The organism is Deinococcus sp. AB2017081 (assembly GCF_034440735.1).
Lineage (GTDB): Bacteria > Deinococcota > Deinococci > Deinococcales > Deinococcaceae > Deinococcus > Deinococcus rufus.
This window is the reverse complement of sequence record NZ_CP140098.1, coordinates 1,030,001-1,042,500: the sequence shown is the minus strand read 5'-3', so window position 1 is coordinate 1,042,500 and position 12,500 is coordinate 1,030,001. Positions and strand designations below refer to the sequence as shown.

Sequence of the window (12,500 nt, the reverse complement as noted above, 5' to 3'; positions counted from 1 at the left end):
CCCTGCCGGCCCTCGAAGTTGCGGTTGCTGGTGCTGGCACAGCGCTCACCGGGTTGCAGAATGTCCGGGTTCATCCCCAGGCACATCGAACACCCCGCCGCCCGCCACTCGAAGCCGGCATCGAGGAACACCCGGTCAAGGCCCTCCTGCTCGGCCTGGGCGCGCACGGCCATGGAACCCGGCACGACCAGCGCCCGCAGGCCAGGGCGCACCGTGCGGCCCCGCAGCACCTCGGCGGCGACCCGCAGATCCTCGATGCGCGAGTTCGTGCACGACCCGATGAACACGGTATCGACCTGGATGTCGCGCATGCGCTGTCCGGGCTCCAGGGCCATGTACTGCAGGGCACGTTGCTGGCTGTCGGTGGCCGGTTCCGGCACCACGTCGTCCAGGCCGACCACCTGCCCGGGCGTGGTGCCCCACGTCACGTACGGCCGGAAGTCCGAGGCCTGGAAGGTCAGTTCCCGGTCGAAGGTCGCGCCCTCGTCGGTGGTCAGGGTGCGCCAGTGCGCCACCGCCTGCTCCCACGCCTCGCCCTGGGGGGCACCGGGCCGGCCGCGCAGGTACTCGAAGGTCGTGTCGTCTGGGGCGATCAGGCCCGCGCGGGCACCGCCCTCGATGGACATGTTGCACACGGTCATGCGGCCCTCCATGCTCAGCGAGCGCACAGCCTCGCCCCGGTACTCGATGATGTGCCCGGTGCCACCGTCGGTGCCGATGCGCTTCAGGATGCCCAGGATCAGATCCTTGGCCCCGACCCCGGCGGGCAGCGGCCCCTCCACGGTGATCGCCATGGTCTTCGGGCGGCGCTGCGGCAGGGTCTGGGTCGCCAGGACGTGCTCGACCTCGCTGGTGCCGATCCCGAAGGCCAGCGCCCCGAAGGCCCCGTGCGTGGCGGTGTGCGAGTCACCGCACACGATGGTCATGCCCGGCTGCGTGATTCCCAGCTCTGGCCCGATCACGTGGACGATGCCCTGCCCCGCGCTGCCCATGCGGTGCAGCTCGACGCCGAACTCCGCACAGTTCTCCTCCAGCGCCTGGAGCTGCGCGGCCGACACGCGGTCTTCGAGCTCCGACAGCGGCCGGTGGATGCGCTCGGTGGGCACGTTGTGATCCATGGTGGCGATCGTCCGGTCGGGGCGGCGCACCCGGCGGCCGGCCAGGCGCAGACCCTCGAAGGCCTGTGGGGACGTGACCTCGTGGACAAGGTGCAGGTCGATGTACAGCAGATCCGGCTGTCCGGGCGCGGTGCGGACGACGTGCTCGTTCCAGATCTTCTCGATCATGGTCTGGGGCTGGGTCATGGACACTCCTGGAAAACGGGACAGAGGGCGGATGGTCGGGCGACGGGTCAGGTGTGCACGGCCAGGCCGCGCAGGCCCAGGCCACGCCGGTCGTCGCGCAGCGCCTGGACAAGCCGCGAGCACGAGCGCTGGATGTGGGCGTGGAGGTGCGTGGCCGCCGCGTCCTCCTGGCGAGCGGCGACCAAGTCAAGGAGGTGGAGGTGGTCGGCATGCGAGCGGGCCAGCCCACCGTCGCCCCGCGCCTCCAGCCAGCGGGCGCGGGCCAGCCGCAGCAGCACGTCCTCCAGCGACCGGACGATCAGGCGGTTGCCGGACAGTCCCGCGAGATCCACGTGGAAGCGTGTGGCCCGATCCATGTGATCCCCGATGCTGGTGTCGTCGCCGAACTCGCTGGCCCGGTCACGCACCCACGCCAGCCGCTCCGGGGTCACGGTGGGAAAGGCCAGCCGCAGCGCTCCGACCTCCAGCACACTGCGGAACGCGAAGGCCTCCTCGATCTCGCGCAGGTCGATCGGCGCGACGATGAAGCTGCGGCCGGTCTTGCGGATCAGGCCCTCGTTCTCCAGGCGGGCCAGGGCACCGCGCACCGTCGTCCGGGAGGTCTGGAGCCGCTCGCCCAGGCGGGCCTCGGTCAGCACCTCGCCGGGGAGCAGATCGACCCCCAGGATGCTCTCCCGGAGCTGCTGGTACGCGAGCGTGGCGGACGGACTGGTCATCTTCACCTCCCTGGGCAGTGGACGACACTCTGGTCACGCACGCTCGTCCGTTTGGTATACCAAATCGGTATGCAGCCATGGTACACAGTTCGGGCTCGGGTGGCAAGTCCGGGGTCGGTGAGCGCCGGGTACAGGAGGTCAGCCCCCGACACCGGCCTCAGGCCGGAAGTGGCTCGGCCGCCGGGGCTGGAGGCTCCCGTTCAGCCTCCTCCCCGGAGCGCGACAGGCATTCAGGGCTCAGGGTGCGTGTCGGCACGCCGGCCACCCTGAACAGCGCTCCCACCTCCAGGCGCGGCCGGAGCAGAGGCATTCCTCCGATCACCAGGAGTGGTCAGGCCCGGATTCAGGGCTGGGCCGCGTGAACAACGTCGGAACCGTGCATGGCGACAGATCCCACGCAGCTACACAGGAGAACCGGCGGCAACGATCAACAACGCGCAGGGGCGCGGCCCCGCAGGACGCGCCCCCACCTGCGCTCTTCGCGCTTACTCTTCGGTCTTGGTGTCTTCGGCGGCTTCAGCAGTGGACTCGGGCTGGGCGTCTTCCGCCGGCGCCTCGCTGCCCTTGCCGAGCTGCGACAGGGCCTGCTGGAGACCGCGCTCGCGCACCAGGCTGGTGTAGTAGGAGTTGATGCCGTTGGGCCCCAGCTGCTTCTGGAGCGCCTGGGGCGTCAGGTTGTTCGCCTGGGCCAGCATGGTCATGGTCTGGTTGAACTCGGCGTCGCTGACCTGCACCTTCAGGTCTTCGGCGAGCTGCTCCAGGGCCAGATCACGCTTGACGCGGGACTCGGCATTCTTCGAGAGGTCGGCCATGAAGTCGTCGAGCTTGTTCTGCTCCTTCATGAAGGCCTCGTACTCGCCCCACTTGACGCCCTGGCGGCCCAAGTCGTCCTGGATCTCTTCCAGCATCGCCTCGCGGCGGCGGTCGAGCAGCGCCTGCGGGATCGTGACCTGCATGCCCTCGACGAGGTGGGTGATGAACTCCTCGCGGCGGGCGCTGTCGCCCTCCTGGGTGGCGCGGCGCAGCAGTTCGTCCTTCAGATCCGTGCGCAGGCGTTCCATGGACTCGAAGTTCAGCGTCTTGGCGAAGTCGTCACCGAGTTCCTGAAGCTGCTTGGTCTTCACGTCCAGCACCGTCACGGTCACCGTGTGCGCCGGGTGCTCGTGGTCGCCGTGCTGGTGGGCCGGCACGGTGATCTCCACAGTGTCGCCCTTGCTCTTGCCCAGCAGCGCCTCGCGGACGTGTTCCTCGGCCACGTCGAGGTACACGGGGTACGTGCCGCCGTCCTCGCCCTGCTCCTCGATGGTCACCTGATCCGACGCCTCGATGGGCCGATCGACGCTGTCGAAGGTGGCGTTGCGCTCCTGCAGGTCGCTCAGGGTGCGCTCCAGCACCTCATCGGTGATCTCGGGTGCCGCGCTGGTCAGTTCGGCCCCCTTCCAGTCGCCGAGCTTCACTTCCGGGTAGGTCTCGCCGGTCACCTTGAACTCGAAGGCCTGACCGCTCGCCAGGGGCTGCGGATCGATGGTGGCGTCCACCAGGCTGAGCTTCAGTTCGCGTGCTGCCTGGGTGTAGTGGGTCTGGAGCAGGCGATCCCGGACTTCCTGCTCGACGTAGCCCTTCCCGACGCGGCTCTCGATGACCTTGCGGGGTGCCTTGCCGGGGCGGAAGCCGGGAACCCGCACGTCGCGCGAGAGCCCCGCCCACACCTGATCGTAGGCGCGGTTCACCTCGGCGGCGGGCACCGAGACCTTGAATTCCACCTTGTTGCCATCCCTGCTCATCAGCTCTGCCACGTTCTTCTCCCGTCTGCGCCCCGGTGTCCGCCCGTGTTCCACGTGGGGTGGGCCGGTGCGGGGGGCGCTTGCTTGTGCACGTCTGGTCTGTCCAGTGTTGGTGTGCCCTGTGCCGTGCCGGGCGCGGTCACTCCACGTCAGGAGTGGGCGCGCGACATGCCGCCCAGCATCATAGAGGGTTTTGGCCCGGCGCGCACGTGCCCGGCGTGACCGTCACGCCCTGTGGGGTACACGGAAACGCAACATCCCCCCGCCAGAACAGCGGGGGGATGGGGAGTCGCACTTGAGGAACGTCACTGCTGCCTGACCCGGTCGATCCGGAGATCACCCGGAATCCGCTCAGTTCAGGATGCGCTTGAGGTGCAGGTAGATCTCGTACCAGTCCTGCTTGTCCCGCGGGCGCTTGCCACGCAGTTCGATGCGGGACAGGGTCCGTACCCAGTCGGGCGTGATCTGCGGCCCCAGGGTGGCGTCGGCCACCAGATCCGCGAGGCCCTTGGGGAGCGCGCCCTCGGTGCTGGCACCGTAGAACTCGACGCCCTCGAGCAGGTCGTGCACCGTGATGACGTAGGCCCCGGCCAGGGTCTGGAGGGTCTCCAGGCTCGGGTTGGTGCGGCCACGTTCGAGGTCGCTGAGGTACGGGACGCTGATCCCGGCGGTCTCGGCGACGTCTTTGAGCCGCAGCCCGCGTTCGCTACGGAGCTCGCGGAGTCGTTCGTGCAATTTCATGTGTCACCTCCTTGGCTGCGGCGTGGCCTCACCATCCGTTTCCCCGCACTGGACGCGGATCTGGGCTGGCGTGCCGCCTGGGCTGACTGCTCCTGCTGGCGTTTGCCTGTGGGCAGAATCGGGCAGCCTTGGTCGGAGTGTAACACCGCTTTGTCAGTACGGTCAATACAGAATAAGGGGGTGTGAATTCTTGCATGCGACTGACCGCTCTGCTAGAATCGTAATCAGCAGAGGAATTTGCTCACAGTCTTGCCCCCCACCTCGCAGCCGCCGCCGGCTGGAAGGAGTCCCACCATGCGCGCCCTGGACATCATTGCCGAGAGCATCCGGATCGGATACGCCCACCCCACCAAGATCCTCAACACCCTGATCGAGGTCGAGAACGACGGCGGCCTGGGAGCCATCCGCCGCATCGAACGCCACCTGTCGCTGGGCAGCGCGGCCCTGCGTGACCGTCAGCACCCCCACAGTGACACCGCCCAGCAGTGGCTCAGTTCGGCCCGCGCGTACCTGATCACCCAGGCCGAGCGCCGGCAGGCCGTGTAGCGCACCGCTCCACCGCGCAGGACGTCCGGCCCGCGTCTGGACGTCCTGCGGCCGTCTTCCCTGCCCGGAGGGCTCCATGCCACAGTCGCCGCCACCTCCCCGGCCAGCGCAGCCTGTCCCTGTCCCCGCCTCCCACCCCGGCCAATGCCGACCGCCGACCCCCGTGCGAGAACCGTTGATCCGGTTGCCATGAAGGGGACGGCAGAGGGCCGAGAGCACAGTCTTCAAGCTCTCGGCCCTCTGCCGTCCCCTCAGTTCAGCTCGTAGATGTCCCCGTATTTCGTGTGCAGGTACGCCACGTAGGGATCGGCCGTCAGGGGGCGGCCGGTGGCCTGCTCGGTCAGCTCACCGGGGGTCAGGCTGCGGCCGTGCTGGTGGACGTTGGTGACCAGCCACGCCAGCAGCGGGCCGTACTCGGCGTTCGCCACGCCCGCCGCGACCGCCGGATCGCGCTGTGCGGCCTCCAGGAGCTGCACGCTCAGCAGGTTGCCCAGCGTGTAGGTGGGGAAGTAGCCGATCAGCCCAGCCGACCAGTGGATGTCCTGCAACACCCCCTGGGCGTCGTCAGGGACGTCCAGGCCCAGGTACTCCTTCATCTTGGCGTTCCATGCCTCCGGGAGCTCCTTCACACTCAACGTGCCCTCCAGCAGCCCCAGCTCCAGCTCGAAGCGCAGCAGCGTGTGGAAGTTGTACGTGACCTCGTCGGCCTCGACGCGGATCAGGCTGGGCTGCACGCGGTTCACGGCGCGGTACAGCGCGGCGGCGTCCAGCCCGTCGGTGACCTCCGGCGCGACCTTCTGGAGTTCCGGGAAATAGCGTTCCCAGAACGGCAGGCTGCGGCCCAGCAGGTTCTCGAACATCCGCGACTGGCTCTCGTGGACGCCCAGACTCGCGCCGCGTGACACCGGGGTGCGCTCCCAGCGCTCGGAGACGCCGCGCTCGTACATGGCGTGCCCGGTCTCGTGCCATGTCCCGAAGCAGCACGTGGGCCAGTAGTCCTGCACGCGGGTCGTGATCCGCAGGTCGCTGCGGCTGAAGTTCGACTGGAACGGATGCGCACTCTCGTCCTGCCGGGCGAAGTCACCGCTCAGCCCGAAGGCGCGGCCCGCCACGTCCCACGCGAAGGCCTTCTGGGCGTCATACGGGAAGGAGCGTGTGAGCACCGAGTAGTCGGCCGCGTCCCCGGCAGCCGTGATGCGCCGCAGCAGGGGCAGCGTGCGGTCGCGCAGGTCATCGAACACGGCCCGCACCTGCGACGCCCGCATGCCGGGCTCGTAGGTGTCGAGCAGGGCGTCGTAGGGGTGATCCTCGTAACCCAGCAGGTCGGCCTCGCGCCGGGCGAGATCCATCATGGTGCTCAGGTGCGGAGCGAAGGCCCCGAAGTCGCTGGACGTTCGGGCCTCGATCCACGCGTGGTGTGCCTCGTTCTGTGCCCGCGTCCTCTCCTCGACGAAGGTGGTGGGGAGCCGCGTGGCCTTGCCATGGTCGCGCCGGGCCACGCGCACGATGGCCTCCTCGGTGTCATCGGCCGGACGGGCGGCGTCCAGCAGATCACCGGTGCGGGCGTCCGTGAACAGCTCGTGGGCCAGACCAGCCAGGGTGGCGAGCTGCAGACCACGCACGCGGGCGGCCTCGGGGGGCATCATCGTCTCCTGCTCCCAGGAGAGCAGGCTGCCTGCGGCGTCCAGATCACTGACCTGCGCCAGCCGGCGGCGCAGCTCCTCCATAGCAGTGGGGGTCATGGCCCCGAGCGTAGCGCCCCCAGCGCTGACTCCGCCATTCGGCGTATCCGCGCGTAGCGCTACTGCCAGCGCTCCCGCATCTCGCCCGCTTCATCGAGCACCAGGGGCCGCACTTCCCCGATCACATACAGGCTGCCGCACACCAGCGCCAGGGGCGAATCCAGCGCCGCCAGGGCCTCCAGCGCGTGCGCGGGCGAGTCCGTGACGGTCACGGGCACGCCGGGAAACAGCGGGGCCAGGCTGGCCGGGTCGGCTGCGCGGGGACTGAACACGGCGCGGGTCAGGATCACCTGCGACGCCACGGGCACCAGGGCGGCCGCCACCCTGCCCACGTCCTTGTCGCCCGCCGCGCCGAACACGATAGGCAGCTGCGTCACGCCCAGACCGCGCAGGGCGTCTGCCAGCGCGTGTGCACCCGCCGGATTGTGCGCGCCGTCCAGCAGCACCTGCCGCCCACGCCACGCCACGACCTCCAGCCGTCCTGGCCACACCGTCTGCGCCGCCCCCTGCCGGATGGCCTCCGGGCTGACGCCCAGCCGGAACGCCGCCGCCGCCGCCAGCGCCGCGTTCCGTGCGCCGTGCTCGCCCAGCAGCGGCGTGTGGAGGGTCAGGGGCTGCCGGGGCATGCTCACGGTCACGTCCGAGCCGTCCCAGCCACGGGCCAGTACCTGGGCGCCGAAGTGCCAGCCCAGTGCCCATACATCCGCGCCCCGCTCCAGCAGGGCAGGCAGCAGCGTCATGTCCACGCCCGTCACGGCGGGCCGCCCCGGCCGCAGGACGCCTGCCTTCTCGGTGGCGATGGCCTCCCGGGTGTTCCCCAGGATCTCGGTGTGATCCAGATCCACGTTCGTGATGACGCTCAGCACCGGTTCCAGGGCGTTGGTGGCGTCCAGCCGCCCCCCCAGGCCGACCTCTATGACGGCCAAGTCGACCCCTGCCTGTGCAAAGAGCAGCGCCCCCAGGGCAGTAACGATCTCGAAGAAGGTCGCCCCGGTCTCCTCTGCCAGGGGCCGGACACGCATCAGTGCCGCCTCCACGACCTCCTCCGGAAGTTCCGCGCCATCGACCAGAAAGCGCTCGGTGAAGCGCGTCAGATGAGGACTGGTGAACAGGCCCACCCGCCTGCCGTCGACGCGCAGCATGCTGGCCAGGGTCGCGGCCGTGCTGCCCTTGCCGTTTGTCCCGCCGATGAGCACCACACTGAAGGTGTCCTGCGGATTGCCCAGCTGCGACAGCAGTGCCCGCACACGATCCAGGCCGGGCCGCACCCCGAAGCGCTGCTGCGCGAACAGCCAGGACAGGTGATCATCGAGCGTCATGCCCGCCAGCATAGTGGGCGGAGCCGGGACAGCATCATCCCGGCTCCGCTCTAGGCCCGCGTTTACAGCGCGAAATGTGTCTCCAGTGCCGGGACGATCTGCTTCTTGCGGCTGATCCGTGCGCCCAGATCCGCCACGTTCCCGGTCGTGTCGGCTCCGAACACAGCCTGCACCACGGCGGCCTCGACTTCTCCGGGCACCAGCGTGCGGTTCGTCTCGTTCAGGATGTCCACCACGCTGAGCAGGATGCCGTCCAGGCCGTCCTGGGTCTTCGCGCTGGCCATGGCGGCCAGCAGCTCGGCCTGCCGGCCGAACACGTAGGCCGGATTCGTCGTCTCGACCACCCCCAGCCCCCAGCGCTGCGGGGCGGCGACATCGCCGAACGGGAAGACCTTGTAATCCATCTTCAGTAGGGTCTCGGCAGGGGTATCACCCAGGTCACTCTTGGCCGCGAACATCGCCAGCGCGTAGGTCTCGACGTCACCCACGCCCGCGATGGGTGCCAGGAAGTCCACGGCGTCCCGGTCGGCCTGCGTGGTCGTCGGGCTGCGGAAGTGCAGGGTGTCGCTCAGGATCGCGCTGAGCATGAGTTTCGCGTCCACTGGCTCGACACTCACGTTCGCCTCGCGGTGCAGTTTCAGCAGGATGGTGCCTGTGCAGCCGACCGGCTCGAAGCGCAGGTAGGCGGGCGCGGCCGTGCTCAGGTCGCCCAGCTTGTGGTGGTCGACCACGTGCGTGACCGTCAGGTCAGCCAGATTCGGTACCGACTGGGCGCTCTCGTTGTGGTCGACCAGGGCCACCCGCGATCCGGCGGCCAGCTCAGGCAGCAACTCCGGCGCGTCCAGGCCCGCTTCACGGAGCACGTACGGCGTTTCGAAGTTCAGCTCGCCCAGGCGGTACGCACGGGCCTCGGTACCCTGGCGGGTCAGCAGGCGGGCGTACACGAGCGCGGACGTGATCGCGTCGGTATCGGGGTTCAGGTGGCCGAAGACAGGCAACATGTCCCGAGTGTAGAGCGTCACGCCGCCGGGCCTGTGCCACCCGCATAGGCACAGGCCCGCCCACCCACAGCAAAAACCCCCGCCGAAGCGGGGGCTCTTGCCAGAGTCAGGACTTCGTTTAGAAGTTGACCTTGTAGTTGATCTTGAAGACGGAGCCGCTCGCGCTGTTGGCAGCCGTCGCCGCGCCGGTCACCGGGTCGGTGCCAGCCGTCAGGCCCAGCGTGCCGTAGCCGTAGCCGACGGACAGGTCGTAGTAGTTGCCTTCCACGTACAGCAGGTTCTGAGTGATCACGGCGCCACCGATGTTCAGGTCGGTGAAGCGTCCGGCCAGATCCCCACCGTTCAGGAACGTCGTGTAGCCGTAGGGCTGGTACACGCGGTTCTGAGCACGGTAGCCAGCGTAGTACACGGCCAGCTTGGTGTTGGGCAGCAGGAAGTCGTTGAGCTTGACACCCGCGAGGTACTTCAGGCCACTCGCGTTGTAGTCGCCGGTCGCCGCCAGGGCGTCGTAGGCGCGGCTGTAGTAGCCGACCTGACCCTCGAAGCTGGGCTTGAAGATGATGTTCAGGGGATCGGTGACAGCCTTGACACCGACGGCGAAGGCCGTGCTGTTGACGCCCGTCGTGTCGGTCGCCTGATCGGCGTAGCGGTCGACGCCCACGGCGCCCTTGACGTCCACCTGCGCGATGCCCAGCTTCTTGCCGTACAGCACGTCGCCGTAGATGAAGCTGTTGCTGTATGTACCCGTGGCGTTGCGGTAGCGGGCGGCGTAGCCGATGCGGAAGGACAGATCCTTCACCAGGGCGTTGGCGTCCTTGCCGTTGTGCGTGATGTCCGCACCGATCTCGCTGTAGCAGTTCGCATCCGCGAAGCTGTTCTGCGTGAACGTCAGCGCGCGGCCCACACCGTCAACGTCGGTGCTCTTGATGCCGGGGTGCTGGTCGCCACAGCCGCTCTGGTCGGTGAAGTCGTTGCTCGTCAGGGGGAAGTAGCTGTTGTACTTGCCCTGGGAGAACAGGCCGCCATCGCTCTGCGCCTTGGTGCCGTTCACCGTCAGGTCGCGGTAGTACGCGCCGATGCCGATGCCCAGGCCAGGGGTCACGTCTGCACGCACGCTGTAGCGCACGCCCATGCCCGTCACGTCCAGACCAGAACCGGCTTCCGCCAGGAACTCGTTGTAGCCGCCGCGCAGGGTCACCAGATTGAACAGGCTCACCTTGGCACCCACGCCACGCTCGACGATCGCCGAGGCCGTGCCGGCCGTCGCGAAGGGGCTCAGGCCCGCAGCGACCTGGTTGTCCATGTACGCACCCAGGGACACCGGGCCCAGCGTGCCGCCCACCTTGAAGCCGAAGCCGGTCTGGTCAGCCGCGTAGGGCGCGGTGCTGCCATTGTCGGTGTCGGTGGGGTCGGCTTCCATGATGCCGGCCACGGCGTCGTACCCAGCGCTGATGCTGCGGTAGTTCAGGTTGTACACCTTCACGGGGCCCAAGCTGCCAGCGACCTTGCCGTAGAACGCGTTCTCGGTGGTGGTCGTGCCGGCATCCGTCACGCGGCTCATGGCGTACTCGCTGTCGACCTGCCAGCCACCGATCGCACCGTGCAGGTCGGCGCCGAAGGCCGTCACGTCGCTGACACCGGCCACACCGATCAGCGTGCCGGTCTGGTCAATCCCTTCGTTCAGCACGTGAATGCCGGCCTTCAGGGTGCCCACGGGCGTGATGGTGGCGCGCACGCCACGGTAGTACTGGTAGTCGCCATCGGCGCCGCCGCGGCTGCCGTAGACGAACTGCAGCGTGGGCTTGTACGCACCGATCACGGGCACGGTGCTGCCGTCCACGTTCACGATGAAGCCGTCGCCGCGGCCCGTCTTGTCGTTGTCACCGATGTAGTCGGCGTAGTGGAACTTCAGGGCGCGACCGAAGGTCACGGTGATGGGCGCGTTGCCGACCGTGAAGTACGCGGTGGCGTTGTTGAAGTAGAAGAACAGCGGGCGATAGGTGATGCCGCTGTCGCTGTCGATCACGTCGGGGTAGCTGGCGTAATCCGCAGCGGTGATGCCGTCGGAGTCGGGCAGACCGGCACGGATGCCGAAGCTGATGTCCACCGCGTTCACGTTCAGGGCACCGGCGCTGGGCACGTAGGCCCCGGTCACGCCGCTGGTCGAGCTGTTCAGCTTGCCGCTGTTCGTGAAGTTGATGCTGAAGTCGATGGCCGTGTTGCCTTCAACGTTGACGGCGACAGGGGTCTCGACCGTGGGCGTGGCCGGGTTGCCGTCATCCACCTGCACCGTGGTGCTGAAGCCGTAGAAGTTGGTCGCGTTCGGCACGAAGTTCTGCGCCGAGTTGCCGAGGGTCTTCCGGCCGCCGGTCATGTCGGCGTAGTCGCGCGGCGCGTCGCTGGTGTCGGCGTCGCCGTCATCACCGGTGCTGAACACCGTGCCGGGGAGCAGGCGGTCGAAGTCCATGTCGCGGGTGCCACGGGCCACGTAGTACGTGGCGCTCAGGCTGGGCTTGATGGAGAAGGCGTACTTCTCGAGCTGCGCCACGCGGTTGTCGATGCTGGTGACGCGGGTCTCGACCGCGCCCACGCGGCCCGACAGGGCGTCGAAGTCGGCGCGCTGCACGAGGTCGGCCTGGGCGGCTTCCACGGCGCTGACACGATCCTGAAGGTTCAGGATGTCCTGGTTCAGGAGCACGGTCAGGTCGTTCAGGGCGGCGATCGAGCTGGCGTTGTCGTCGACGTCGGCACGCAGGGTGTCGTAGTCGTCGGCGCGGGTGGTCAGCTCGTCGATCTGGGACTGCAGGGTGGACAGCGCTTCGGCGTCGCCCTGGCTCGCGGCGATTTCCTCGACGCGGTTCTCCAGACGGGTGAAGTCGTCCTGGCTGACGGCGTTGTCCTCCAGGTCGCTGACGCGCACGCCCAGGGCGGCGAGGTCGGCGGCGAGTTCCTGGATCGCGTTCTGCAGCGCGGCCAGGGTGTCGGCGTCGATGCTGCTGGCCGGGGTCTCACCGGTGCGGATCTGATCCAGCAGACGGGCGATGATGACCGCCGCCTCGTAGCGGGTCAGGTTCTGGGTGCCGCGGTAGGTACCGTCGGGGTAGCCCAGGATGATGCCGCTGCTGACGAGCCGGTCGATCGCGTCCTTGGCCCAGTGACCGGCGGGAACGTCGGTCAGGGTGGGCACCTGGGGCGCTGCAGCAGGCGCTTCCGTCTGCGCGGACGCCATGCCGAACGACAGTGCGGCGGTGAGAATGAGCAGGCCTTTCTTCATATGGAACCCCCAAAAGGTGTCGCGCGCGTGGAGCAGCGGGTGCTCTGGGCAGGACGGTGGGGCGAGTTGCCGG

9 protein-coding genes (1 of these 9 cut by a window edge) are annotated in these 12,500 nt (G+C 68.5%); 1 reads left to right on the top strand and 8 read right to left on the bottom strand.

Features of this window, described 5'->3' with window-relative positions:
- The 4 genes from leuC to U2P90_RS05070 all read right to left on the bottom strand — a co-directional run.
- Window positions 1-1,304, bottom strand: partial view of a 3-isopropylmalate dehydratase large subunit gene (gene leuC, locus U2P90_RS05085; RefSeq protein ID WP_322474052.1) — the 5' portion only. The gene continues 118 nt to the left of window position 1, outside the view; 1,304 of the gene's 1,422 nt are visible here — the first part of the coding sequence; its start codon is at window positions 1,302-1,304; the stop codon falls past the left edge of the window.
- A 47-nt stretch (window positions 1,305-1,351) separates the two neighbouring features.
- A complete protein-coding gene (locus U2P90_RS05080) occupies window positions 1,352-2,020 on the bottom strand; it encodes a GntR family transcriptional regulator (protein ID WP_322474051.1) in 669 nt (222 codons plus the stop codon).
- Window positions 2,021-2,505: 485 nt separating this feature from the next.
- Window positions 2,506-3,816: a trigger factor gene (gene tig / locus U2P90_RS05075; RefSeq protein ID WP_295823297.1), complete on the bottom strand. Its 1,311-nt coding sequence runs from the start codon at window positions 3,814-3,816 to the stop codon at window positions 2,506-2,508.
- 339 nt (window positions 3,817-4,155) lie between these two features.
- Window positions 4,156-4,545, bottom strand: coding sequence for a helix-turn-helix domain-containing protein (locus U2P90_RS05070; protein ID WP_103312249.1), 390 nt, complete (start codon window positions 4,543-4,545; stop codon window positions 4,156-4,158).
- Window positions 4,546-4,839: 294 nt separating this feature from the next.
- Between U2P90_RS05070 and U2P90_RS05065 the strand changes: the two genes are divergently transcribed.
- Window positions 4,840-5,091: a hypothetical protein gene (locus U2P90_RS05065; protein WP_295822190.1), complete on the top strand. Its 252-nt coding sequence runs from the start codon at window positions 4,840-4,842 to the stop codon at window positions 5,089-5,091.
- 251 nt (window positions 5,092-5,342) lie between these two features.
- On the opposite strand, the gene U2P90_RS05060 is transcribed toward U2P90_RS05065, so the two are convergent.
- From U2P90_RS05060 to U2P90_RS05045, 4 genes are all read right to left on the bottom strand, one after another.
- Window positions 5,343-6,833: a carboxypeptidase M32 gene (locus tag U2P90_RS05060; RefSeq protein WP_322474050.1), complete on the bottom strand. Its 1,491-nt coding sequence runs from the start codon at window positions 6,831-6,833 to the stop codon at window positions 5,343-5,345.
- A 59-nt stretch (window positions 6,834-6,892) separates the two neighbouring features.
- Window positions 6,893-8,152 carry a bifunctional folylpolyglutamate synthase/dihydrofolate synthase gene (locus tag U2P90_RS05055; RefSeq protein ID WP_322474049.1) on the bottom strand — a complete coding sequence of 420 codons (1,260 nt, stop codon included), beginning with the start codon at window positions 8,150-8,152 and terminating at the stop codon, window positions 6,893-6,895.
- A 62-nt stretch (window positions 8,153-8,214) separates the two neighbouring features.
- Window positions 8,215-9,153 (bottom strand): manganese-dependent inorganic pyrophosphatase, encoded by a 939-nt coding sequence (locus U2P90_RS05050; RefSeq protein WP_322474048.1) that lies wholly within the window; start codon window positions 9,151-9,153, stop codon window positions 8,215-8,217.
- 118 nt (window positions 9,154-9,271) lie between these two features.
- Window positions 9,272-12,427 (bottom strand): S-layer homology domain-containing protein, encoded by a 3,156-nt coding sequence (locus U2P90_RS05045; RefSeq protein ID WP_295822198.1) that lies wholly within the window; start codon window positions 12,425-12,427, stop codon window positions 9,272-9,274.
- Window positions 12,428-12,500 lie beyond the last annotated feature (73 nt).

Excerpts from the sequence above, each read along its gene's own strand:
- U2P90_RS05065 (WP_295822190.1), top strand. The coding sequence starts at position 4,840 with ATGCGCGCCCTGGACATCATTGCCGAGAGCATCCGGATCGGATACGCC.
- U2P90_RS05050 (WP_322474048.1), bottom strand. The coding sequence starts at position 9,153 with ATGTTGCCTGTCTTCGGCCACCTGAACCCCGATACCGACGCGATCACG.
- U2P90_RS05045 (WP_295822198.1), bottom strand. The coding sequence starts at position 12,427 with ATGAAGAAAGGCCTGCTCATTCTCACCGCCGCACTGTCGTTCGGCATG.
- U2P90_RS05070 (WP_103312249.1), bottom strand. The coding sequence starts at position 4,545 with ATGAAATTGCACGAACGACTCCGCGAGCTCCGTAGCGAACGCGGGCTG.
- U2P90_RS05060 (WP_322474050.1), bottom strand. The coding sequence starts at position 6,833 with ATGACCCCCACTGCTATGGAGGAGCTGCGCCGCCGGCTGGCGCAGGTC.
- U2P90_RS05055 (WP_322474049.1), bottom strand. The coding sequence starts at position 8,152 with ATGACGCTCGATGATCACCTGTCCTGGCTGTTCGCGCAGCAGCGCTTC.
- U2P90_RS05080 (WP_322474051.1), bottom strand. The coding sequence starts at position 2,020 with ATGACCAGTCCGTCCGCCACGCTCGCGTACCAGCAGCTCCGGGAGAGC.